Source organism: Pontibacter ruber (assembly GCF_023630205.1).
Taxonomy (GTDB): domain Bacteria; phylum Bacteroidota; class Bacteroidia; order Cytophagales; family Hymenobacteraceae; genus Pontibacter; species Pontibacter ruber.
Genome location: NZ_JALPRR010000003.1, coordinates 670672 through 694364, shown reverse-complemented (window position 1 = coordinate 694364; position 23693 = coordinate 670672). Strand labels below are relative to the sequence as shown.

At 48.6% G+C, this 23693-nt stretch carries 19 protein-coding genes; 11 read left to right on the top strand and 8 right to left on the bottom strand.

Annotated features, from left to right (window positions below):
* The first annotated feature begins 290 nt into the window (after nucleotides 1-290).
* From MJ611_RS14785 to MJ611_RS14775, 3 genes are all read left to right on the top strand, one after another.
* On the top strand, nucleotides 291-764 hold the full coding sequence (locus MJ611_RS14785; protein ID WP_250430716.1) for a nucleoside deaminase: 474 nt from the start codon (nucleotides 291-293) through the stop codon (nucleotides 762-764).
* Nucleotides 765-897: 133 nt separating this feature from the next.
* Nucleotides 898-3237, top strand: coding sequence for a hybrid sensor histidine kinase/response regulator (locus MJ611_RS14780; protein ID WP_250430714.1), 2340 nt, complete (start codon nucleotides 898-900; stop codon nucleotides 3235-3237).
* Entirely contained in the window at nucleotides 3230-3982 is a 753-nt protein-coding gene (locus MJ611_RS14775; protein WP_250430712.1) for a hypothetical protein, read from the top strand. Before MJ611_RS14780 ends, MJ611_RS14775 begins: the two co-directional genes overlap by 8 nt.
* Before the next feature lie 87 nt (nucleotides 3983-4069).
* On the opposite strand, the gene ffh is transcribed toward MJ611_RS14775, so the two are convergent.
* On the bottom strand, nucleotides 4070-5404 hold the full coding sequence (ffh, locus tag MJ611_RS14770; RefSeq protein ID WP_250430710.1) for a signal recognition particle protein: 1335 nt from the start codon (nucleotides 5402-5404) through the stop codon (nucleotides 4070-4072).
* A 234-nt stretch (nucleotides 5405-5638) separates the two neighbouring features.
* On the opposite strand from ffh, the gene MJ611_RS14765 reads away from it, so the two are divergent.
* On the top strand, nucleotides 5639-6961 hold the full coding sequence (locus tag MJ611_RS14765; RefSeq protein ID WP_250430708.1) for a glycosyltransferase family 4 protein: 1323 nt from the start codon (nucleotides 5639-5641) through the stop codon (nucleotides 6959-6961).
* Nucleotides 6962-7033: 72 nt separating this feature from the next.
* On the opposite strand, the gene MJ611_RS14760 is transcribed toward MJ611_RS14765, so the two are convergent.
* The 7 genes from MJ611_RS14760 to MJ611_RS14730 form a co-directional block, all read right to left on the bottom strand.
* Nucleotides 7034-9415 (bottom strand): TonB-dependent receptor domain-containing protein, encoded by a 2382-nt coding sequence (locus tag MJ611_RS14760; RefSeq protein ID WP_250430707.1) that lies wholly within the window; start codon nucleotides 9413-9415, stop codon nucleotides 7034-7036.
* A 183-nt stretch (nucleotides 9416-9598) separates the two neighbouring features.
* A complete protein-coding gene (locus MJ611_RS14755; protein WP_250430705.1) occupies nucleotides 9599-10042 on the bottom strand; it encodes a hypothetical protein in 444 nt (147 codons plus the stop codon).
* A 786-nt stretch (nucleotides 10043-10828) separates the two neighbouring features.
* Nucleotides 10829-11638, bottom strand: coding sequence for a class I SAM-dependent methyltransferase (locus MJ611_RS14750; protein ID WP_250430703.1), 810 nt, complete (start codon nucleotides 11636-11638; stop codon nucleotides 10829-10831).
* Nucleotides 11639-11667: 29 nt separating this feature from the next.
* Nucleotides 11668-12618 carry an NmrA/HSCARG family protein gene (locus tag MJ611_RS14745; RefSeq protein WP_250430701.1) on the bottom strand — a complete coding sequence of 317 codons (951 nt, stop codon included), beginning with the start codon at nucleotides 12616-12618 and terminating at the stop codon, nucleotides 11668-11670.
* 226 nt (nucleotides 12619-12844) lie between these two features.
* Nucleotides 12845-13681, bottom strand: coding sequence for a CPBP family intramembrane glutamic endopeptidase (locus MJ611_RS14740; protein ID WP_250430699.1), 837 nt, complete (start codon nucleotides 13679-13681; stop codon nucleotides 12845-12847).
* Nucleotides 13682-14226: 545 nt separating this feature from the next.
* Nucleotides 14227-14649 (bottom strand): hypothetical protein, encoded by a 423-nt coding sequence (locus MJ611_RS14735; protein WP_250430698.1) that lies wholly within the window; start codon nucleotides 14647-14649, stop codon nucleotides 14227-14229.
* Between the two features lie 198 nt (nucleotides 14650-14847).
* Nucleotides 14848-15939 carry a glycosyltransferase family 61 protein gene (locus MJ611_RS14730; protein ID WP_250430696.1) on the bottom strand — a complete coding sequence of 364 codons (1092 nt, stop codon included), beginning with the start codon at nucleotides 15937-15939 and terminating at the stop codon, nucleotides 14848-14850.
* Between the two features lie 421 nt (nucleotides 15940-16360).
* Between MJ611_RS14730 and pseB the strand changes: the two genes are divergently transcribed.
* The 7 genes from pseB to pseI all read left to right on the top strand — a co-directional run bounded on the left by pseB (nucleotide 16361) and on the right by pseI (nucleotide 23692).
* Nucleotides 16361-17380 (top strand): UDP-N-acetylglucosamine 4,6-dehydratase (inverting), encoded by a 1020-nt coding sequence (gene pseB / locus MJ611_RS14725; protein WP_250430694.1) that lies wholly within the window; start codon nucleotides 16361-16363, stop codon nucleotides 17378-17380.
* Between the two features lie 87 nt (nucleotides 17381-17467).
* On the top strand, nucleotides 17468-18673 hold the full coding sequence (gene pseC, locus MJ611_RS14720; protein ID WP_250430692.1) for a UDP-4-amino-4,6-dideoxy-N-acetyl-beta-L-altrosamine transaminase: 1206 nt from the start codon (nucleotides 17468-17470) through the stop codon (nucleotides 18671-18673).
* Complete coding sequence (locus MJ611_RS14715) at nucleotides 18670-19560, top strand: aldo/keto reductase (RefSeq protein ID WP_250430691.1); 891 nt, start codon at nucleotides 18670-18672, stop codon at nucleotides 19558-19560. Before pseC ends, MJ611_RS14715 begins: the two co-directional genes overlap by 4 nt.
* Nucleotides 19557-20345 carry an SDR family NAD(P)-dependent oxidoreductase gene (locus tag MJ611_RS14710; RefSeq protein WP_250430690.1) on the top strand — a complete coding sequence of 263 codons (789 nt, stop codon included), beginning with the start codon at nucleotides 19557-19559 and terminating at the stop codon, nucleotides 20343-20345. Before MJ611_RS14715 ends, MJ611_RS14710 begins: the two co-directional genes overlap by 4 nt.
* Nucleotides 20339-21148 carry a glycosyltransferase family protein gene (locus MJ611_RS14705; RefSeq protein WP_250430688.1) on the top strand — a complete coding sequence of 270 codons (810 nt, stop codon included), beginning with the start codon at nucleotides 20339-20341 and terminating at the stop codon, nucleotides 21146-21148. Before MJ611_RS14710 ends, MJ611_RS14705 begins: the two co-directional genes overlap by 7 nt.
* A 1-nt stretch (nucleotide 21149) precedes the next feature.
* Nucleotides 21150-22628, top strand: a complete 1479-nt coding sequence (gene pseG, locus MJ611_RS14700; protein WP_250430687.1) for a UDP-2,4-diacetamido-2,4,6-trideoxy-beta-L-altropyranose hydrolase — start codon at nucleotides 21150-21152, stop codon at nucleotides 22626-22628.
* A 20-nt stretch (nucleotides 22629-22648) separates the two neighbouring features.
* Complete coding sequence (pseI, locus tag MJ611_RS14695) at nucleotides 22649-23692, top strand: pseudaminic acid synthase (protein ID WP_250430685.1); 1044 nt, start codon at nucleotides 22649-22651, stop codon at nucleotides 23690-23692.
* Nucleotide 23693: the final 1 nt, after the last annotated feature.

The window sequence follows — 23693 nt, the reverse complement described above, 5'->3', positions numbered from 1 at the left end:
ACGGCACAAGTGCAGTGTAGGCTATTTTTTTATACTTATATCTCCTGTCGCTTTTACACATCAGGCCTACCCGCTATACTTTCTTCTCCCATTTATTTTGCACTGCTCCTTCCCTTTTGCTTTCAGATCAGCAGCATGCGTGTAGCACTTCAGGCTTTTACTATCTTCCCTTGTCTACTAAAGTATGTTATGTTTATGGGGAAGCCCGGAATCAGCTTTCCGTATCGCTAAATATGCCAGCTTAAAAACGCTTTGGTTGGCGTACGTATAAGTGCTGAAATCTGTAACGTATGAAAGAGAAGGAAGAGTTTATGCGGGAGGCCATTCGGCTCTCGATCGAGAAAATGGAAGCAGGTTATGGAGGGCCGTTTGGTGCCGTAGTAGTGCGCAACGGCGAGATCATTGCCCGTGGCTATAACAACGTGCTCACCTCCAACGACCCAACTGCACACGCCGAAGTAGATGCTATCCGGAAAGCCTGCCAGGCGCTGGGCACGTTCCAGCTTACCGATTGTGAGCTGTATACCAGCTGCGAACCATGCCCCATGTGCCTGGGCGCCATTTATTGGGCCAGACCCAGCAAAGTATACTTTGGCAACAACAAAGCAGACGCTGCCCACATCGGCTTCGACGATCAGTTCATCTACGAGGAAATAGAGAAGCCCTTATCGGAAAGGCAGATACCAATGGTACAAATGCTGCGGGAAGAGGCACAGGAAGCTTTCAGAGCCTGGGTTCGAAAATTAGACCGAATGGCTTACTGATATCTTTTTAGCCCGCAAAAGATGCTGTTTCAGCCGGGACTGCTATCTTACATAGAATTACAGGAGCAATACCTTTGCCTTTTAGATACCCTAAAGCCCTGAAGCGTTTGCCTCCGTTTACAGGCACCCATACATGAAGCTTACAACCCAAACATACCCTGCTTTCGGCTTTATACCTGCCGACAGGCTTCACCTGCTGATCATCGACGGTGATGAAGCAGATCAGATGGCTCTTCAGCGTTCTCTGCTCTCTTCCGGGTTGCAGACAAGCGTTCATGCCGCCACAACTGCCGCTGAAGGCCTACAACTGGTTCAGCAGCAGGCATACGACTGTATCTTTATCGACATCCAGCTACCGGACATGGATGGCCTGGAGCTACTGCAGCAGTTTCGGGCTAAAGGAGTGCAGGCGCCCATACTGGTTGTTACTTCGCATGGCGATGAAAGTACAGCCTCCAGAGCCTTTGAACTAGGCGCCGCCGACTATATTCCAAAGAGCCTGCTGACACCGGCCGGCGTAGCCCTTAGCCTTCGCACCACCATCAGGCTGCACAAAGCAGAGCAACAGCGCCGGCAAGCCGAGGAGCAATTGCGCGCTACACAATACCAACTCGAGTTTGTTGTGGAAAATAGCCCCATCGCCCTCTGGAGCACCGATCATAACGGAATCATTACGTTTGCCAACGGCATGGCCTACGAGTTGGTAGGTATTGATAACCGGAGCATTGTCGGCAAATCCTTCTTTGATCTGTTTGAGCGGTTCCCGCGGACAATGGCACGCCTGCGTCGGGCGATGGCCGGTGAAACCTTGCAGTCTGTGGATGAGCTGAACGGCTTTTTCTTCAAGGCGCACTACATTCCGGTACGGGACGAACAGCAGCGTGTAATCGGTGTAACAGGCTATGTATTCGATATTACCGACCGCGTGTCGAACGAGCGGGAACTGACGCAGGCAAAAGAGCTGGCAGAGCAATCGGTGCGCGTAAAGGAACAGTTCCTGGCTAACATCAGCCACGAGATCCGGACCCCGATGAACGGCATCATCGGCCTTGCCAGTCTGCTGCAGAAAACCACACTTAACCCCGAACAGCGCAAATACCTGAAAGCCATCCAGACATCTTCCAACAACCTGATGGTGATCATCAACGACCTGCTCGACTTCTCCAAGATCGCCGCGCAGAAGTTTACCTTTGAAGAGGTAGCATTCCAGGTGCGCGAACTGATGCAGGACACCATCGACCTGATGGAGGCAAAGGCAGAAGAAAACCATAACGTACTGCTCAGCATGGTAAGCCAGCAGGTGCCGGGCAGTCTGGTAGGCGATCCGGTACGGCTGCGGCAGGTGCTGCTCAATCTGATGGGCAACGCCATCAAATTTACCGAGAACGGACAGGTGAAACTGACAGCGCAGCTGCTTTCCGAATCGGAATCGGACGTGTTGCTGGAGTTTACCGTGGAAGATACCGGCATTGGCATACCTGCCGAAAAACTGCAGGCAATATTTGAAAGCTTCAGCCAGGGCAGCAACGATACGACCCGCAAGTATGGCGGCACTGGGTTGGGCCTGACCATTTCTAAAAGTATCGTGGAAATGCAGGGGGGCGCCATCTCCGTGAAAAGCCAGCCGATGGTGGGCAGTGTTTTCACCTTTACCTTGCCTTTTAAGAAGCAGGCTGTTACCCTTGCCCCTCCCCTGGCAGCACAAATGCCTGAGCCAATGCAAACGTCAACCGGTTTAAAGGTACTTTTAGCCGAAGACAACGAGATAAATCAGCTCCTGATAAACCAGGTAGTTTCGGAATGGGGCTTTCACATCGACACCGTAGACAATGGGCTGGAGGCTGTCGAGAAAGTACTTAGCCAAAGGTATGATTTGGTACTGATGGACATGCAAATGCCGCTTATGGATGGCTACGAAGCCATTGGCCGCATCCGAAGTTCGGGTACAGCACAGGCGCTTGTTCCGGTTATCGCCCTGACAGCACATGCAAGCAGAGGCGAGATCGAAAAGTGCCTTGCTTCCGGTGCCAATGCCTACATTTCAAAACCATTCGACCCCGACGAGCTGCTCCAGACGATCACGGATCTAACACAGGGAGCATCCAGGAAGGAGCCTGACCAGTACGCAAGTATAAACACCGATTCGCTGGAAAGTATGGCAGGTGGCAACACGGAGTTTTTGAAAGAGATCGTAACTATGTATCTGACGACCATTCCGGAAGGAATACAGCGGTTGAGCAAACTGGCAGCAGCCGGACAAGCACAGGAGTTCAGGGAAAGCCTGCTTGAGTTCCAGGAGAGTATTTCGATCATCGAACCGAAGCCTTTATCTTCGATACTGGAGGCTATGCTTCCGACCCTGCACCAGCAAGACTTTGATCAGTTGCAGCAGCTCATGCAGCAGGCTACTATACAAAGCGAACACATATGCCTGTTGTTAAAGCAGCAGTTCACGGCAACTAACAATGACTGAAGAAACAAGCAGTGCAATTAAGAACCTTTATGCTGTTTTCAGCAATTACAGGTTGAATCCGCAAATGGATGCCAGCCCTCTATATGATAAAAATGAGGTTGAAGCATGGAATCAAAAGGTTTCAGCTAAATCGCTTGAAGAATTAACTGGTGATGATCTCTGGTTGTTTGTAGGAAAGGTGTGTTATACCTGGGGCGAGTTAAAGGACTTCAAACATTTCCTGCCAAGGATCTTTGAGTTGATCGCAAGGTACGAATCAGGAGAAACAGAGGCCTGGATAGCATTTGAAAAACTAAATTACACTGATTGGAAGAACTGGAAGGCATCAGAGTATGAGGCTCTGCTATGCTATCTTAACTCCTTGTGGGTACAGTTGATAAATGAGCAGGACACAGCTGCACTTTGGAATTTCGATGAGCTATTTTCCTCAATTGCAAAGGTACATCCTTCTTTCAGGTGGATATTGAAGCAGTGGGAAGATTCTCAGAATGCGACTTCCATACTTCGCTTCTGCAACTTCATAGAGGATAATGCCACTGAGCTGATAAGAAGGAACAGCCTTAAGCAGTTTAGGGATAACCCAAAGCTGACTTTTGAGTTTATAAATTGGGCTAAAAGCAAAATGCTGCCAAGGCTTGAAGAGGTATTCAGCTCATCTGATAATGAAGAACTGCTTGTAAAGATACTATCAGCAGTTGAGACAATAAACAGCACTCAAATAGCTTCTGACAACTTGGTTCAGTAAAAAGAGTTTGCAAGTTTGCACACCATAAAACAAGAGCGGCTATACTTTGGAAGTATAGCCGCTCTTGTTTTATGGTGTGCTACTAAATTAGCGCTTCATCATTTTAGCCAGGTTGCTCAGGCCTCCGCGCTGACCAGCCATCTTGTTCATCGAACGCATCATTTTGCGCATGTCGTTAAACTGCTTCATCAGGTTGTTTACCTGCGTAATGTCGGTACCGGAACCTTTGGCAATACGCGCACGGCGGCTGCCGCTGATCATATCCGGGTTCTCACGTTCCTGTGGTGTCATCGATTTGATGATCGCTTCAATCGGCTTGAATGCATTCTCGTCAATCTCCACATCCTTCAGGGCTTTGCCAACACCCGGGATCATACCTACCAGGTCTTTGATATCACCCATTTTCTTGATCTGCTCCAGCTGCGTCAGAAAGTCGTCGAAGTTGAACTGGTTCTTACGGATCTTCTTGTTGATACGCTTCGCTTCATCCTCGTCAAATGCCTGCTGCGCGCGCTCTACCAGGGAGATTACGTCACCCATGCCAAGGATACGCTGGGCCATACGATCCGGGTAGAACAGATCAAGCGCTTCCATCTTCTCACCGGTAGAGATGAATTTGATCGGTTTCTCTACTACGGCACGGATAGAAAGGGCCGCACCACCACGCGAATCACCGTCGAGCTTGGTCAGTACCACGCCATCGAAGTTGATGCGCTCGTTGAAGGTCTTGGCTGTGTTTACCGCATCCTGACCTGTCATGGAGTCCACCACGAACAGCGTCTCGGTTGGCTTCACGGCTGCCTTGATCTCGGCTATCTCTTTCATCATCGCCTCGTCCACGGCCAGACGACCGGCGGTGTCGATGATTACTACTTTCTTATGTGTTTTACGGGCGTGCTCAATGGCATTAAGTGCAATCTGAACCGGATTTTTGTTTTCCATTTCAGTATACGCCTCTACACCAACCTGCTCGGCCAGCACCTGCAGCTGGTTGATCGCCGCCGGACGGTACACATCGCAGGCAGCTACCAGCACGCTACGGCCTTGCTTTTTGATGTGATTGGCCAGTTTGCCCGTAAAGGTTGTTTTACCAGAACCCTGCAGACCCGCAATCAGGATGATAGCCGGATCACCTTTCAGGTTGATGTCCTGCTTCTCGCCACCCATCAACTGGGTAAGCTCCTCGTACACGATCTTAACCATCAGCTGTCCCGGAGAAACAGCAATCAGTACGTCGCGGCCCATGGCCTCGTCTTTGATCTTGTCGGTTACAGTTTTGGCAACTTTATAGTTTACGTCGGCATCCACAAGGGCACGGCGTACCTCTTTAATGGTCTGTGCAACGTTGATCTCGGTAATGCTTCCCTGGCCTTTCAGCGTTTTAAAGGCGCGGTCAAGTTTGTTACTTAAATTATCAAACATCTTCTTTTCTGGATTTACCTACAAAAATAAGTATAAATCTTAATTAATTATGAATTACAAATTACGAATTATGAATGGGTGGCTGTAAGTATGGTTCTTGCCAATCTTCTGTCGGCTGTTTTATACTTCAAAAACTGAAATTTTACGGCCATACAACAGCAACAACTGCGGCGCGTAAAGCCTTACTGGCAGAATATTTTTATATTTGGGAGTTCAGATAACCGCGTGACAGAATTGGAACAACAAGACTTATTAAACCTGCTTTATATTTCTTATTACTGGCCACCTTCCGGCGGACCAGGCGTACAGCGTGGGCTTAAATTTGTGAAGCACCTGCCTACCTTTGGCGTACGCCCGACTGTACTGACGGTAGATGAAAAACAGGCCTCCTACCCTCTTCTTGACAATACTTTCCTAAACGAAGTTCCGCAGGAGCTGGAGGTTTACCGCACGGCCACATCTGAACCTTTCGAGTACTACAAGAAGCTGTCCGGCAAAAAAGAGATCCCTTACAGCGGCTTTGCCAACCAGAAGGCCAAAGACACCGTGGTAGACAAGTTGTTTAAGTTTGTGCGGGGCAATTTGTTTATACCCGATGCCCGCGTGGGCTGGAACAAGCACGCCTTGAAAAAGGCGGAAGCACTGCTGCAGGACGGCAAGTATAAAGCCATACTTACCACCAGCCCGCCGCACTCTACCCAACTGATCGGGCTAAAGCTGCGCAAAAAGTATAACGTAAAATGGATCGCCGACCTGCGCGACCCCTGGACCAACATCCACTACTACGACCAGTTGTACCATACGCCGCTGGCCAAACGCCTGGACCAGAAGTATGAACGGCAGGTGCTGGAGCAGGCTGACGCTGTGATCGTGACAAGCGAAGACACCAAGCGTTTGTTCCTGAACAAACCTGCTCATATAAATCCTAACAAGATCCACGTGATACCGAACGGCTATGATGAAGATGATTTTATCTATCCGTCAGAGCCGCCTCAGGATACATTCCTGATCACTTACACAGGTACCATCACAGAGACCTACAACATTGATGTGTTTCTGAAGGTGATCGCGCACCTGATGTCGGTGCACAGCGAAATCAACTACAAGTTGCGCTTTGTTGGCAAAGTATCGGAGGGTGTGAAGCACCAGATCGAGAAAGCGGGGTTGCTGGGCGTTACGGAGTTTATACCTTACGTGCCGCACGACCAGGCCATTAAATACCTGATGCAGAGCACAGTGCTGCTGCTGGCCATTGCCGATGTGCCAAGCGTGTTTGCCAACGTACCGGGCAAGTTGTTTGAGTACCTGGCGTCGAACAAACCGATCGTATGCCTGGGCCCTGTGCACTCCGACACCGACCGTATCATAGACGAATGTGGCGCCGGTCGTCTCTTCCACTACACTGCTTACGACCTCATGCTCGACCATATGACGCAGATGAGCAAAGCCTGGAAGATCAACTCGAACCTGGACCTGCCTTTGATCAACCACTCACAGTTTTCGAGAAGGGAGCTGACAGGTGAACTGGCGGAGGTGATTAAGAAGCTGGTAAAGTAAGTATAGTTTTCTTGAGATCACGGCTTCCTATAGGTTGCTGTGCACCTGTAACCTTTAGCTTTGATGTGTTCATTACTGAAGTTTACCGAAACGGTAATTAAAGGCAAGGTTAAACTGGCGGGTTACAGTATACGATTCCCGGAACTGGTAAAAAGTAAGCCCTTTAACTTCGCTGGTAGAGCGCCTATACTTCTGGAAAGGGTTACGTATAGAGAAACTTATACTTGCTTTGTTGTTCTTCAGGAAGTCCTTCTTTACTGAAATATTGCTGGCAGTATAACCTGCTGATGTTCCCTGTAACATGACATTAGGAGAATTATAATTTATACTACCATTGGCACGCCAGCCTTTACTAAACTGATAACTGGCAGTACTCTGAATAGTATAGGTAAAGCCCGCACTCTTCCCCTGTTCCCCATTTATCATACTCGTGTATTTAACATACTGAGCACTACTATTCAGGTTAATATTTAATTTCTTGGCTAAGCTGGTGCCTCCGCTTATTGATAGGCCGTAGTTCTGGCCCCGGCCAGTGTTGCCATACGTAGTGCGCGCAACGGAATCCTCTCCCAAAACAGTGAATTGCTCAATAGCATTATGAGTAAAGTTACAGAATAGATTAGCGTTAAAAGAAGTGCTCTTCACATAATTGTTGTAATCGATTTGAAATACGTGGCTGGTGGCCGGCTTGAGTTCAGGATTGCCATAACTGATGTTCAACGGGTCAGTCAGGTCTACATAAGGGTTGAGATCATAGAGGCCGGGGCGCTGTATGCGCTGGCTGAAGGACAAATTTAGGGTCCCACTTTCTTTCAGCATGCGTGATAATGTAATATTAGGGAACAGGTTATAGTACTGCTGTTCCGTACTGGTACCTGACGACCGAAACTCAGCCTTTAGCCTTGTCCCCTCGTACCGCAAGCCTGCTCTAAGCCCCCATTTGCTCCTTTTAAAGTTCAGAGAGGCATAAGCAGCATTGATGCTCTCCCGGTAACTGAAGCTGTTGCTCTGGCTGAAGTCAAGCTGAAAAATACCTGTTTCCTGGTCCAGGTCCTTATAGTAATAGTCACTACTGCTCTTTTCGAAGGTAGATTTTATACCCAAATCCAGTGTTTGTTTACCTAAAGGCTGCGTGTAGTCGGCCTTCAGGTTGTATTCTTTTAAATCATCGTCGTAGTTGTTCATGCTCTCCTGGCTGGTATAGTTGAGCAGTGGTTGCAACGTAAAGTCACCTGAGTTCTGGTTGCCAGTGTTAACCAGGTTCAAAGACAGGGAAAGTTGCTGTTGGTTGTTCTTACTGAAGCTGCGCTGGTAGTCCAGGTTTATATCCTTCCCTTGACCGTTATTATCACCTCTATTTAGGTTCTGGTATGCTTCTGACATTTCCCCTGCAGCATTATGTTGCTCCACATACTGTGCCTGGTAATTGTTGCTGCTGTTTCTGTTAATATTGAAAGAAGCTACAAAGTGGTCAAACTGACCAGGATCATAAGTCAATTCGCTGCCTATGATTTGTGATGTACTTTCGCTTTTGCCCTCTGCTGTCTGCTCCAGCTTGTTTCCCTGCATCTTATCTAATCTGTAAAAGGTGCTGCGTTGATTCGGGCTGTTACTATAACTATTACTATACAATCCGGAAAAATTGAACTTACCAGCTGTTAAAAGCAGGGAAGCGCCCATATTATAAGTTTCAGGGTTTGCTGCCCTCATGTTAACAGATCCGTTGTACCCTCTGATACTTTTTTTGTGAGTAATGATGTTGATGATGCCCCCTACCCCTTCAGCCTCATACCTAGAAGATGGGCTTGTGATCACCTCAACTTTTTTGATAGAATTGGCAGGAAGCATCTTAAGGATTTCACTTGTGTTACCTGAAAAGAGGGAGGAATGTTTGCCATTTAACAGAATCTTCAAATTGCTCTTGCCGTTGATTTGCAGGTTATCTTCAGCGTTCACTGTCAGCAGCGGCACCTTGCGTAGCATATCCAGCGAATTGAGGATATCAACCTCCGGGTCAACCTCCACATTATAGGTGATCTTGTCAATGCTTTGTTCTACAAGAGGTACCGTTGTTGTTATCTGTACCTCCTGGAGTTGAGTGGCTTTGGTAGCAAGGCCAATGGTATCCAGATCAATAGTAGTTTGAATGCCCAGGGCTGGCAGGGGCAATGTTTTTGTTTTATAGCCTATGTAAGAAAGTGTGAGCTGGTACTGTTTTGGTGTAAGATCGCTTATCATAAAATCACCGCTTTCGTCGGTAAGGGTACTTTTGACAGCCTCACTTTTCCCGACTTTCTGTACCACTACCGTTACATAGCCAAGGGGAATTTGCGTGGCAGAATCTATCACCGTGCCTTTGATAAGAGAAGTAGCCACACCCGTTTGAACAGGAACCTGTGCCAGAGTAATGCTGGCTGCAATGCTAGTGAAAAGGAACAGTAGCAATTTTCGCATAATGGATAGCGCAGTTCCAAGTAAGTTCTATTGTTCCCTAATCATAGCGTAGTAGGCAAATGGCTAATAACACTTGTTTTGCCCGTCATTTGTGTAGCACAAGTAAGATGATGCTTCCCTCTTGTATAAAGTGAAGGGCCGGAACATAAGCTCCGGCCTTTTAACACACTAGAAACTCAAATGCTATCTGATAAACTTGCAGGCATCAGAAGCTAAATGAGTACCTGAGAAAGTGTATGAATCTAGTGGTGTGCTTCTGTCACTAGGATCATAGATAGTCAAAGTTCCGTTTTGCACGCCTCTTAGATCCCATCTGTTGTTACATGTCTCAAGTGCAAATACATAGTTACCATTTTCATCAGTACCTATCGGCTTTAGCCTTTGTGTTATATCCTTAGACTCCCACGCAGGAACATCATCTTTATCAGCAGGGTTTTCACACCAGACTTCTCCTGAGAATGTGGCAATAATTGCATCATTACCAAGCCCTGCAACTTTGAACACAATGGCATCTAAAGACGAACTAACGCATGGGTCTTGCACAAAATGAGGACTCTGTGCAAAGGCACTATTGAAATTAAACAACGCAATAAGCGCGATGGCGAAACTTAAAACTTTTGCTTTCATAAATGTGAATGTTAAAGTTTGAAAATGATTGAAATGATTGGATTATAGAATTGTGGTTAAAAATTCGGCAATGCAGTGCCTCTCCAATGATTTCTGCATAATCATTGTCCGTGGGGCGCAAGGCCCAGCACACTATTGTGGTGCTAAGCTTTAATAAGCTTATCGAGAAAGGTAAAGAGGTTAGAAAATCCTGGATATTAATCCACGCAAGTTTTTACTTGCAGACCAAGTAGAATAAACTAGGATTTCAAATTAAGATGTTGTTTATGGTCTGATCTTAACAGGTAGGTATACCTTCAACTCCATTAGATAAGGAGCTTAACTGCAGGTATCGACGAAGGGTACTGGTGTAATCAAGGTTTAAAATAATTTGACTGTAACAAGCATTTCTTTGCTTTGTGTATTCACCACAACGCACTAAGTACATACCGAATCTAGTTCTGCGTCATATACTAACCTATACGGTTTAAATTAGCATAGTTCTCATTTTTACTTTTGTTTCAAGTAGATTAACTTTAAAATAAGATAAAAGTACCATAACAAATAGTGTAGAAATATTGCTTTTTTACATATGATATAATTAGATATTCTTAATAAATAATAGACAAAAGTAAACAAAAGCAAAGAAAAGCATTCAAAATTTCACGAATTGGCAATATGAGAAAAAGTATATAAAAATTCCGATCTATAAGTTTTAGGAGATGTGGACATGGGAATAAAGGCCAGTACAGATTTGTAGATGGGACATGTGCGAAAAGCCTCAACTAACTATTGGGTTGAGTAATGTTAATTTTCACTTTTCTTAGTAGCAACCAAGGCATATACCATAGGTATTCTGTTGCCAAGATGTTTTATGCGATACTTGCCCGACCCAACTTCAATGGTTTCATTAAAGCAGTTGAAAGGAGAATAGTCAAACTCTTCGAAAGCGTTGATCTCAAGCCCATTTCCGATCAGGCTGTTTAACACTTCACTAAGAGGGTGATTCCAGGTTACACATTCCAGCGCAATAGGCGCATCTCTGTCGGCATAGGTTCCATTGCCTGTTTCTATGATCGGCCCCTCGTTGAAGTAGTTATACTTGACTGTTTTAAAGTTGTCGTCGAACATCCAGACCACAGGATGGAACTCGACAAAAACAAACCTGCCGCCCGGCTTCAGGAACCTGGAAATGATCTGCCCCCATTTCTGCAGGTCGGGTAGCCAGCCGATGGTGCCGTAGCTGGTGAACACGATATCAAACTGCTTGTCGAGGTGCTGCGGAAGGTCGTAAAGGTCGCAGCAGATAAAGTCTGCCGGTATGCCTGCCTTGTGCGCCAGTTCATTTGCCTGGCTGATGGCCTTATCCGAAAGATCAACACCGGTTACCTGGGCACCCATCCTGCCCAGTGAGAGGGTATCCTGCCCGAAATGGCACTGCAGGTGCAGCAGGCTTTTCCCCTGCAGGTCACCCAGCAAATTCAGCTCGATCTCCTTAAGCGAGGTATTGCCTTTCAGGAAGCCTTCGACATCGTAAAAGTCAGACTTCACATGAAAATCAGTGCGCGCGTTCCAGGAGCGCCTGTTTAATTCGATGTAGTTATCAGCGGCAGACATGTGATAGTGGATATAGGGTCGGTGTTTGATTATTCTAAAGGTATGCGTTTTGCGTTTTCAGACAGCCACTCGTCAAAAGATTTTAACTCCGGGTTGAGTTCTTTTGAGAAGGTAACATCCCGAACACTGTTGCAAACCTCATCAAAATCGCGGTAAAACTGAAACATGTTGCCCAGATCATCGGCTCCCGGGAAGCCAAAACTGCGAAAGGTCTCAGGGGATATACTGTTATACAGCACCTCCTGCCCGAGAGCTTTGCTAAATTTTTCGGCCATCTCCTGCCCGGTAAGCTGTTCGCCGGCCACACCAACGGTTTTACCAATTAATTCTTCTCCCTTCTTCAAAATACCATAAGCGCACTTTCCTATGTCTTCGCTGGCAATGCCGGCCATCTTTTTATCACCCATGGGCAAGGTAAGGTATAGCTTGCCATCAGGTCCCTTTTTTGGTCCCATCCCAAAATAGATGAAATTATCCCAATAAAAAGAGGCTCTCAGGAAAGTAGTTGGCACACCCATATCCGTGAAAAAGTGGTCGGCCTCGCCTTTGGCATCAAAGTGCGGTACTTTATACTTGCCCTGCAACGTGGGCATGCGGTTGTCGTCCAGCGGCACCCACTTGCGGGTATCCTCCAGCGTAGACCAGATCACGTGCGTTAGCCCCGCCTCTTTTGCGGCTCCCGCCATACTTTGGGCCTCTGCCAGTTCTTTTTCCGGTGAAAAGTGAGCCCAGAAGAAGGTAACAAAATACGCACCATAAGCTCCCTCCAGTGCTCTTCGCATACTTTCCTTGTCATCGATATCGGCAGTTACTACGTCAGCACCCAGGCGGGCCAGCTCTCTGGCTTTATCCAAATCAGGATTTCGGGTGACAGCACGCACGGCAAAGTTACTGTCGCGGTCGTTAAGTATAGCACGGGCAACGCCGCCACCTTGGGCACCGGTTGCTCCAAATACGGTGATCACTTTCTTCTCAGCCATACCTGTATATGATTAAGTTTAGATCAGAAACAATACAGTGTACGCGAGGCTTGCAGAGGGGTAATGTCAGCTTAGGACAGAGCTGTGATTATTTAGTGACAGCTTACCTGGTTTAGGTGAAGTGGATACGGTTAAGCTGTAGAGGAATTCTCTTTTAGTATGTCTTATGTATGAAAAAGGAGCAGATTATCACTGTATAAATTTGGGAAAGCAACACGCCTCTATCTTAAACTGCCACTCTCGTTTTAGCTCTTAAGGCGCTCTTATTTACATGCTTTGTTGATACAGACTTTTTCATAAACAGAGTATGCTTGTTTATTTCCAGAGGTAGTCCTTTTCGTTTTTTGTAAAGTATGGTTACAGCAATGATCAAAGCAATTGTAATGGTCCTGAAGACATTGGAGTAGGCTCCTCCCAGGGCATTATCGCTTACATTAAATAACTCCCAGGCTAAATTCATAAGTAAGTGAAGCAGTACCGGAACCCATAAGTTATAGTTCCACTCCACGTACGCCCATGCAAACAGGATTGCGCCTAAGAACGTGATGAGGAATATCCCGACTAATTCGATCGGATCGGTGCTCTGGTATAAATGTATCAGCCCGAAAAGTAATGCGCCTAACAATACAGAAGTAATAAACCCAAGAGACGTGTGTTTGTAGAGCTGCCCGAACAGAAAACCTCGAAAATATAGTTCTTCGAAAAAAGCGGCCGCCAGGATAGAAACCAGAATGGTGTTTAGCTTTATGTCTGTATTGAAATCAAATAAGAGTGAAAATCCTAAAAACATAGGTGCTGTACAGACCACAGCGAATGCCAATGCCTTTAAGAAGCTTTTGTCTAAACCCAGGTTTTTAAAAAACTCCTTCTGTTTACCGATTAAAAGTGTACCGGCAAAAATTGGAATCCCTACAATGAGATAGGCTATTATATGGCTTACCCCGAATTGATTGATTACCTCGTGCATCCAGCTTCTGATACTCTTGAAATAAATACCATCGAACAGGAAGTGTATGCTGAAAGCTACAATTGTAATCGTACTGATTTTTAATGTTTTGCTCATAACCAATCCTCCTTTCTTTTACTAAACAGATGCGTGGCTGTAAGGAAAGGTTGCCTGGGTGGATTGAGATTGGTTTAATGAGTAAGTTAACGTCTTGTGCATAGTGTGGGGAGGCGTAGCCGAACCTAAACTATGAACCTTGTTGGTGGAAGTGGTTTTTTATTTTAAAACAAATCAAGGATAGTTCTAAATATTACAACTATACCTATCAAGCAAAATCCGAATGAAGCAAAGTACATTTTGATGTTAGCACCATACTTGTCTTCATACCCACGCTTATTATCTTTTTGAATATCCCTGAAGATTAAAATTCCAATGATAATCGATAAAAAGCCTGCTGCTAAGAGTATTATTGGCATTTAAATTTCATTATTGTTCTTACACTGTGATGGCTTTCCCCTTACTTCTCGTAATTTACTATTACCACCAACGTACTGGGCTTTGCAGTGGCGCAATTACCGTAAAGGTGTGGTTGGGCAAAGTAATCTATTTTTAATGATATTGTGTAAAGATATTTTTACCATCAAAAAAGCTGCCTTCTCAGTTTATTTTTTCCCTAGTTGACCGGTTTCTCGGTTAATTTCAACTAACACCTTATTACTAACTGATACAAAAATCACATTGGAGGAAAGAATAATCTTCTCAATTAGAGGCTGTTGAAACTTCGACTTGAAGGCTTCGGCCACATTCGTCTGCCAGAGTAGTCGCGCTCCTTTATAGGCCGACAGTGTAGCCTTATCCTTGCTAACCCAATAGACTATTCCATTGGCGCCACGCACCCCTCTTAAACTAGTAGAAATAACATGAATAGCTTTGAATTTATCAGTTGCGGTACCTGATGGACTCACTTCTTGATCAAGTTCTATCTGATCTTCATTATAAGGCAGAGCACGTGAACCTTGAGCCAACGTCATAAACGGCAGGAATACTAATCCAGCTACTATAGTAGCTTTTTGAATAAAGTTCATAAGCAATGAGTTGTAGGTTTGAGAATAGCTTCTTCGCAAATTTTTAAAGTAGTAGTAGTAACATATTTTTTTTCATAAATAATATTTTATTTTCCCAACTTCTGTATAGCAGGAGTACCTACTCCTGCTATCTGCACTATATGTGGAGTATCTTTACCTTAATACTCCAACTAAACCTAATAAAACGTTCCCATACAACTATACTTTCTCCAGCCACTTTTCCACCTGCTGCACGTCCACCTTATAATTTTCCTGCTTGTCTCCCACGGAGCCCACTACGGCAGTGTAGTCAAAGCCTAGGCCTTTGCAGAGCAGGAAGTAATGCGTCTTGATCAGGTTGGCCGGATGAAACTCCAGCACCTTACATTGCTCCGAGAACAGCAGGTTGGTCAGGCCGGCGCCGTGGGGAGCAACGATAGCTTCAGCCTCGAAAAACAGCTGCACCTGTTGCTGATAACTCAGTTCCTCGGCCCGAACCACCTCAAAGCCATACTTTGCCAGCACGGGTAGCAGCTCCGACTCGTTCAGCACCCGCCGGGTTTGGGCATTGGCTCTGCTGATGTAAATGCGTCTTTTGTTGCCAGACGGCTGCACACCATAGCCGCTCCAGATCTTGTGGCGCAGCCACTGGTTAACCGATTGTGGCAGGAAACCGCTCTGGGCGTTAGAGAGGAACGACGGAAGTATAAACTCCTCTACCTCCCACTTCTCGTGTTTGCCTATAAACACCACCTGCGCCTGCGGATAATCGGCAAGTATAAACTGGAGCGTCTGTAACTGGTAAGCCGGCAGGTCGCGGCGCATGATAATCCGGATTGGCTCCTGAACCGCTTGCAGCACAAAGTAGAGCCGCGGCAAGCAGTCGAAAAACCAGTGGTAATTGTTGTTCCTGGCCCAAGGCAGGTGAAGTATAGAAGTATAAAGTCCTTTTTTATACCTGGGCAGCAGCAAGGCAGGCGTTTTAAAAGCAGGCGACTTAGCCAGGCGGCTCACATCAAATACCGACTCTACCACCACGCGCCCTTCCTGCACCACAGCACCGGAGTTGCCCAGCAACACAGCCTGCTGTAGCCGCACCAAGTACTGCTCCTTTTGCCGATAACCTAAACTATAATCTATACTATAGTTAAAGCTCGCAGCCGACTGCTCCAGAAAGGCCCGTTCCTCCTCACCAAAGTATAGCAACTGGCTACCTGCCATCACTTTTTTAGACGGATGGTGGAGCACCGAAGTATAGCGGAAATAATAGCCGGCGGAGTGTAGCAGCCCGAAAAGGATCTTCTTCAACATGATCAAGCAGAAGTATAGCCGGAAAGATAGGAGTTTTAGTTAAAAGTTGAGAGTTAAGAATTAAAGTTAGAAAGTTGATTTGAGTTAGAGAGTTTGGGAGTTAGAGGATAAAAAAGTTTAGGCGGTAGAGATCTGTTGCGCTTGCTGCGTGTTTTCACCAGCAAGCGCAACGGCCGCTGAAGTATAAGTTGTTGTTGAGAACACCAACAAGGGTGGGAAAGCACAATGAAAGCTGATGTATAAAATTTGGTTTTGATCCAAATCCTGCTGATCCTTCATTCATCCTGTAAATCCTGGTTCAGACAATCAACAATTTAACAATTAACAATCATCAATTAAATCAATCAGCAATTAAATATTTATCTTGCACCCTGTTTCGGGTGACTAAAACGCACCTGCTGTATAAAGCAAAAAATTCAGAATGGCATTAGACCTTAACAATAAGTCTATACTGGTAACGGGCGGCACCGGCTCGTTCGGAAAAAAGTTCGTGGAGATGGTGTATGCGCGTTTTCCGGACGTGAAGCGCCTCGTGATCTACTCCCGCGACGAGCTGAAACAGTTCGAAATGTCGCAGACGTTTCCGCACAGCAAGTATAAATCCATCCGCTATTTCATTGGCGATGTGCGCGACGCCGAGCGTTTCAAACGCGCCTGCGAGGGCATCGACATCATTGTGCATGCTGCGGCCATGAAACAGGTACCGGCTGCCGAGTATAACCCGATGGAGTGCATCAAGACCAACGTGCTGGGTGCCGAGAACATCATCAACGCAGCCCTTGACTCTGGTGTAAAAGACGTAGTAGCGCTTTCTACCGATAAAGCAGCTGCCCCAATCAACCTGTACGGTGCAACCAAACTGTGCTCCGACAAGCTGTTTGTAGCAGCCAACAACATGCGCGGCAAGCGCGACCTGCGTTTCTCGGTAGTGCGTTACGGCAACGTGATTGGCTCACGTGGCTCGGTGGTGCCTTTCTTTTTGAAGAAGCGCGAAGAGGGCGTTCTGCCTATCACGCACCCGGATATGACGCGCTTTAACATATCGCTGGAGGAAGGCGTGGAACTGGTATTCCATGCGCTGGAGCACCATTGGGGCGGCGAAATCTTTGTTCCAAAGATTCCTTCTTACGTGATCACCGATTTGGCTGAGGCCATTGGTCCGAACTGCAAGCAGGAAGTAGTCGGCATTCGTCCTGGCGAAAAGCTGCACGAAGAGATGATCACCGAAACCGACTCTTTAAACACTGTGGAGCTGGATAAGTACTACGTAATTCTGCCTTCTACACCGGTCTGGAGTACGGATGATTTCCTGAAAGCGCACAACGGCAAGATGGTGGAGTTGGGCTTCAAGTATAACTCCGGCACCAACACCGACTGGCTAACCGTGGAGCAGCTCCGCGACCAGATCCGCGAGCACGTAGACCCGAATTTTAATGTATAATTATTAATGATGAATGATTAATTAGGGTATCAGCCACGTCTGTCGAAAAATTAATCATTAATCACTACTCATTATTAATTAACACGCATGACTCAGCACTCAGAACTCAGCACTCAAAAACCTATCCCTTACGGCAGGCAGCACATTACCGAAGAGGATATTGCAGCCGTGGTGGAAACGCTTCAGTCGGATTTCCTGACGCAGGGGCCGAAGGTGGCTGAGTTTGAACAGGCCTTTGCCCACTATGTAGGCGCTAAGTATGCCGTGGCCGTGGCTAACGGAACGGCTGCGCTTCATCTATGCGCCATGGCACTGGGTGTGAACGAAGAGTCGCGCGTAATCACTACGCCCATTACGTTTGTGGCCTCTGCCAACTGCGTGCGCTACTGCGGCGGCACCGTAGAGTTTGCCGACATCGATCCCGCTACAGCTCTGATTGACATTGAAAAAGTTCGCCAGCTGCTGGAGAGCAAGCCCAAAGGCTACTTTACCGGAATCATTCCGGTAGACTTTGCCGGGAACCCGGTGAACCTGGAGGAGCTGCGGAAACTGGCCGACGAGCACGGCCTGTGGATCATTGAAGACGCCTGCCACGCGCCCGGCGGTTACTTCATCGACAGCCAGGGCGAGAAGCAGTTGTGCGGAAACGGCAAGTATGCTGATCTGGCTATTTTCTCTTTCCACCCGGTAAAGCACATTGCCACTGGTGAGGGCGGGATGGTAACGACCAACGATGAGGAGCTGTATAAAAAACTGCTGCTCTACCGCACCCACGGCATCACCCGCGACCCGGAGCTGCTGGAAGAAAACCACGGCGGCTGGTACATGGAAATGCAGGAGCTCGGTTACAACTACCGCATTCCGGACATGCTCTGCGCACTGGGCCTTTCGCAACTGCAGCGCGCCGACGCCGGCCTTACCCGCCGCAGAGAAATCGCCCAAGTTTACGATACTGCTTTTGCCGGATTTGAGGGTGTGGAAACACTGCGCACTTCGGCAGAGGCACTCGCAGAACAAGGCCACACAGGCCATGCTTACCACTTGTATGTAATCCGGGTAGAAGACCGCAAAGGCCTGTATGATTACCTGCGTCAGCACAACATCTTTGCGCAGGTGCATTACATTCCGGCCCACACCATGCCTTACTACCGCAGCCTGGGCTTTAAAAAAGGTGATTATCCGGAAGCAGAGCATTACTACAGCCAATGCATGAGCCTGCCGATGTACCCTACCCTGACGGAAGAGGAACAGCAGTTCGTAATTGTAAAAATAAAGGAGTTTGTCCGAAAGTGAGCGCTCCCGAGGCAAGCAATATCAACCGGCTGATACTGGGCACCGCGCAGTTTGGCCTCAACTATGGCATCAGCAACCAACGTGGTCAGATTCCACAGGAGGAAGTAAAAGCTATACTTGCGAAGGCCACCCAAGCCGGCATCACTACCCTGGATACGGCCGCGGCTTACGGAAATAGCGAGCAACGTATAGGCAATGCCCTAGCCGAAGCAGGAACAGATTTCCGCATCATTTCCAAATATCCGCCCAACAGGCCGGACCAAAGTATAAAACAGGCTTTTGAGGAGTCGCTGGAGCGACTGGGTGTGCCAAAGCTTTATGGTTACCTGCTGCACAGCTACAGCACTTATAGCAGCAAACCGGCTGTGCTCGAAGAGCTGCAGGAACTAAAAGCTTCCGGCCTGGTAGAAAAAGTAGGCATTTCGCTTTACCATCCGCAGGAGGCCGAAGAGCTCTTAAGCGCTAATGCTCCCATCGATATAGTGCAGTTCCCTTATAGTATCTTCGACAGGCGCTTTGACGAAGTACTGCCGAAGCTACAGCAGCAAGGAATAGAGGCCCACGTGCGCTCGGTATACCTGCAGGGGCTATACTTTATGCAGCCCGACAAGCTGCCGCAGCACCTGCAACCGGTTGCTGCCAAAATCGCTGCCTTGCAGCAGTTGGCGCAGGAATACCAGCTACCACTTGGAGCAGTTTGCCTGGGCTTTGCGCTGGCAAATCCTTACATTTCGAATGCGGTGATTGGGGTGGAAAGCCTGCAGACGCTTCTGGAGAATATCCGCTTCTGCGTCTATACCCTGCCAGAGCAACTGCTGGCGGCCCTGGAGCAACTGAAAGAAGAGAACGAGAACATCATACTACCTTACAAGTGGCCCGCATCATGAGCAAACCTATAAACGAGCTATTTTCCTTAACTGGTAAAGTGGCGCTGGTAACCGGCGGCTACGGGCACCTTGGTACGGCCATAACCGAAAGCCTGGCAGAGGCCGGCGCAACAGTTTATGTACTGGGCCGCAGCGTAGATAAATTTGAGGAAGCTTTTAAAGGCAAGGCACTGGATAAGGTATACTTCCTTACTTGTGACATCTCCCAAACCGAAAGTATAGCCAATGCCTTCAAACAAGTGCAGGAAACGCAGGGCCGGTTGGATGTGCTGGTAAACAACGCCTTTTATTCCAAAGGCCAGCAGCCGGAGCAGCTCACCGACGAGGAATGGGCCTACGGCATCGATGGCAACCTGAACAGCGTGTACCGCTGCATCCGGGAGGTGATCCCTTACCTGAAAGACAAGGGTGGCCGGATCATTAACGTATCTTCTATGTACGGGATGGTGTCGCCGGATTTTAGTATTTACGAAGAGAGCCCGGCCTCGCTGAATCCGCCGCATTACGGTGCTGCCAAAGCCGGTGTGCTGCAGCTCACGCGTTATTTTGCCTGCTACCTGGGCAAGTATAACATCACAGTCAACGCTGTTACGCCGGGTCCTTTCCCAAGCGAGAAGGTGCAGCAGGACAAGACGTTTATAGAGAAACTGGAGCGCAAGAACCCGCTCCACCGCATCGGCAAGCCGGAAGACCTGAAAGGTGCTTTTGTGTACCTGGCTTCTGACGCGTCGGCTTACATGACCGGGCAAAACATGGTGCTGGACGGAGGCTGGACTGCATGGTAAAAGTTGGCGCCATCATACAGGTACGGCTCGGCTCGGAGCGGCTCCCGAACAAAGCTCTCCTGCCCCTGCCCTTCGGCGGCGGTCCCGGTCTGATGGAGCATGTGATCTTGAGAGCCTGTGCCGCTACCACGCTGCAGGAGGTGGTGGTTGCCACCACTGAAAGCACAACTGACGATGCCATTCTGAATTTCTGCACCCCGAATGCCATCGGGTGCTTCCGGGGTTCTACCGACGACGTGCTGGACCGGTTTATGCAGGCGGCCAGCAAGTATAAACTGGACGTGGTGGTACGCCTGACAGGCGATAATCCGTTCGTAAATCCAGAAACGATTGACGAGGCCGTGCAGCAGCACCTGGAAAAGAAAGCGGATTACACCATAACCGAAGGCCTGCCACTAGGCACCAACGTGGAAGTTATTTCTTTTGCCGCCCTGCAAAGAGCCGCCAAGGAAGCAACCGAAACTGCCGACCGGGAGCATGTCACGCCCTATATCCGCCGTGAGAAAGGCTTCTCCAGGCAAAGTATAGCCTATACTTCTCCGATCCAGGCGCTGCGCCTGACCATAGACTATCCGTCTGATTATGCCCTGGCTTCGCTCCTGTACGAGAGGCTTTTGCAGGACGAGCTGTATGTGCGGCACGAGGATATAGCCGAACTTGTAGCGGAAAATCCGTGGCTTTATGCGGTAAATGCCGTAAATACACAGCGGCAGGCGTTTGCTTCGGAGGAGGATGAATTGACAGAAGCTAAAAAGCTGCTGCAAACAGGCGGATTTACCCGGGTACTTCAAAAACTACAGTAGCATGGACAAGAAAAGGCGCATTATTTTCCGGGCAGACGGCAACAGCCGCATCGGATTGGGACACGTAGTACGCTCTTTGGCGCTAGCCGACATGCTACGGCACGATTTTGAATGCGTGTTTGCCATACAGTCGCCGGACCGGGCTCTACAGGAACAGATCCGGCACGTTTGCGATGGCATTATTGCGCTGCCTCCCTCCTCCCCATCCGAAGATCGCTTTGGCTACGAACTGGCGGCGTATATTTCAGAAGAGGAGATCGTGGTGCTGGATGGATACAACTTTGGCACCGCCTACCAGCAGAACATCAAGTCCAGAGGCGCTACCCTGGTGTGTATCGACGACATCCACAGCTATACTTTTGTTGCCGATGCGGTAATCAACCAGGCCGGTGGCATGGCTCCTGAAATGTATACTTCGGCTCCCTACACAAAGCTCTGTTTAGGTCCGGCTTATGCCCTGCTCCGGAAGCCTTTCCTGGAAGCAGCCCGTACCGAACGCACCTTTCCGGTTGGTAAGCTGCGCGTGCTGCTGAACATGGGTGGTGCCGATCCGGATAACCATACTTTAAGAATAACGCAGGAGCTAACTCAATTGGAAGCTATCCAGCACATCGAGATCATTGTAGGCAGTGCTTATCCGCATAAAATGGCGCTGAAGAACTGGTTGGAACAGAACACGAACGCCACGTTGCACCAGAACCTGAGCGCCCGCGAAATGCGCGACCTCATGCGCCGTTGTGCCCTCGCTGTAACTTCGGCAAGCGGCGTAGCCTATGAGTACTGTGCCGTAGGAGGTGCTCTATATGTACTACAGACAGCCGACAACCAGGAAAGCATGTATGGCTTCCTTACTGGGAACAACCTGGCTACTGAATACAAGCTGCTACTACAGCAACTAGAGCAGGGCCTGAGAAAAGAGCAGTTTCAGCAGCAGGTAACTACCCAGCGAGAGCATTTCGATGGCCAGAGCGACGAGCGCCTGAAGCAGCTGTTTCACAACCTCAGTCTCAGCGCCAACCTAACCTTACGCGATGCCGCGCCCGATGATCTGGAACTGCTCTTCAGTTGGGCCAACGATCGGGAAGTACGCAGCCGCTCCTTTAAATCGGAGCCTATTCCGCTGGAGAACCACACCCGCTGGTTTCACGCCCGGCTTGACAACCCTGACACGAAGCTTTATATTGCCGAAATAGAAGGAGAGCCCGCCGCTCATATCCGCTTCGAGATATCCGGTAAAGTGGCTACCATCAGCTACCTGATCGGGGAAAATTACCGAGGCAAAGGTCTGGGGCACTCCATGTTGCTGAAAGGCGTAGAACGCCTGAAAAAGCAGCGGCCCGATGTGCAACAGGTAGAGGGGCTGGTGCAGCAGGACAACACAGCCTCCGTGAGAGCCTTCGAAAAAGCCGGCTTTGCTTACGACGAGCCTTCAAAAGATTACCCAACCGCTTACCGGTTCACGCTTTCGTTGAAGAAGTAGGCAAGTATAAAAAGTATAAAATGATCAATGATATCAATATAGCGGGCCGTTTGGTGGGCCCGGGACATAAACCCTTCATCATCGCCGAAATGTCGGGAAACCACAACCAGTCGCTGGAGCGCGCGCTGGCTATTGTGGATGCCGCCGCCGCCGCCGGTGCCGATGCCATCAAACTACAAACCTATACCGCCGACACCATGACCCTGCCCGGCGCCTTCACCATTGAAGATGAAGGATCGCTGTGGAAGGGCCGCGAGCTTTACGACCTCTACAAGGAAGCCTACACCCCCTGGGAATGGCACAAGCCGCTTTTTGATCGGGCAAAAGAGCGCGGCATGATCGCCTTCTCCTCCCCTTTTGATGAAACGGCCGTGGATTTCCTGGAAGAGCTGGGCGCGCCGGTGTATAAAATTGCTTCTTTTGAAAACACTGACCACCCGCTGCTGCGCAAGGTAGCCGCTACCGGCAAGCCTGTGATTATGAGCACCGGGGCTGCCACCGTACAGGAGGTAGCAGAAGCCGTGCAGGTGTTGCGTGAAGCCGGCTGCCAGGAACTCATCCTGCTCAAATGCACCTCCACTTACCCGGCCACTCCGGAAAATACCAACCTACTGACCATACCGCACATGCGCGACCTTTATGGCGTGCAGGTAGGATTATCTGACCATACCATGGGCGTGGGCGCCTCCGTAGCCGCTGTGGCACTGGGTGCAACGGTAATAGAGAAGCACTTTACGCTGCGTCGAGCCGACGGCGGCGTGGATTCTGCTTTCTCGCTGGAGCCGGAAGAACTACGCGCATTGGTGGTAGAGTCGGAACGGGCGTGGCTGGCCATGGGCCACGTACAGTATGGCGTGCAGCGGGCCGAAGAGAAAAGTCGCCTGTTCAAGCGCTCTGTGTACGCAGCCAAAGACATCAAAGCCGGTGAAGCCTTGACCAAAGAGAACATCCGCGTGATCCGTCCGGGCCTGGGGCTGGCGCCGAAGCATTACGAAGAATTGCTGGGAAGACCCGCTTCTAAAGACATCAAAGCGGGTACGCCGCTCAGCTGGGATTTGGTGTAGC

Coding starts and splice junctions, on each gene's coding strand:
- MJ611_RS14785 (WP_250430716.1), top strand. CDS start 291: ATGAAAGAGAAGGAAGAGTTTATGCGGGAGGCCATTCGGCTCTCGATC.
- MJ611_RS14780 (WP_250430714.1), top strand. CDS start 898: ATGAAGCTTACAACCCAAACATACCCTGCTTTCGGCTTTATACCTGCC.
- MJ611_RS14775 (WP_250430712.1), top strand. CDS start 3,230: ATGACTGAAGAAACAAGCAGTGCAATTAAGAACCTTTATGCTGTTTTC.
- ffh (WP_250430710.1), bottom strand. CDS start 5,404: ATGTTTGATAATTTAAGTAACAAACTTGACCGCGCCTTTAAAACGCTG.
- MJ611_RS14760 (WP_250430707.1), bottom strand. CDS start 9,415: ATGCGAAAATTGCTACTGTTCCTTTTCACTAGCATTGCAGCCAGCATT.
- MJ611_RS14755 (WP_250430705.1), bottom strand. CDS start 10,042: ATGAAAGCAAAAGTTTTAAGTTTCGCCATCGCGCTTATTGCGTTGTTT.
- MJ611_RS14750 (WP_250430703.1), bottom strand. CDS start 11,638: ATGTCTGCCGCTGATAACTACATCGAATTAAACAGGCGCTCCTGGAAC.
- MJ611_RS14745 (WP_250430701.1), bottom strand. CDS start 12,618: ATGGCTGAGAAGAAAGTGATCACCGTATTTGGAGCAACCGGTGCCCAA.
- MJ611_RS14740 (WP_250430699.1), bottom strand. CDS start 13,681: ATGAGCAAAACATTAAAAATCAGTACGATTACAATTGTAGCTTTCAGC.
- MJ611_RS14735 (WP_250430698.1), bottom strand. CDS start 14,649: ATGAACTTTATTCAAAAAGCTACTATAGTAGCTGGATTAGTATTCCTG.
- MJ611_RS14730 (WP_250430696.1), bottom strand. CDS start 15,939: ATGTTGAAGAAGATCCTTTTCGGGCTGCTACACTCCGCCGGCTATTAT.
- pseB (WP_250430694.1), top strand. CDS start 16,361: ATGGCATTAGACCTTAACAATAAGTCTATACTGGTAACGGGCGGCACC.
- pseC (WP_250430692.1), top strand. CDS start 17,468: ATGACTCAGCACTCAGAACTCAGCACTCAAAAACCTATCCCTTACGGC.
- MJ611_RS14710 (WP_250430690.1), top strand. CDS start 19,557: ATGAGCAAACCTATAAACGAGCTATTTTCCTTAACTGGTAAAGTGGCG.
- MJ611_RS14705 (WP_250430688.1), top strand. CDS start 20,339: ATGGTAAAAGTTGGCGCCATCATACAGGTACGGCTCGGCTCGGAGCGG.
- pseG (WP_250430687.1), top strand. CDS start 21,150: ATGGACAAGAAAAGGCGCATTATTTTCCGGGCAGACGGCAACAGCCGC.
- pseI (WP_250430685.1), top strand. CDS start 22,649: ATGATCAATGATATCAATATAGCGGGCCGTTTGGTGGGCCCGGGACAT.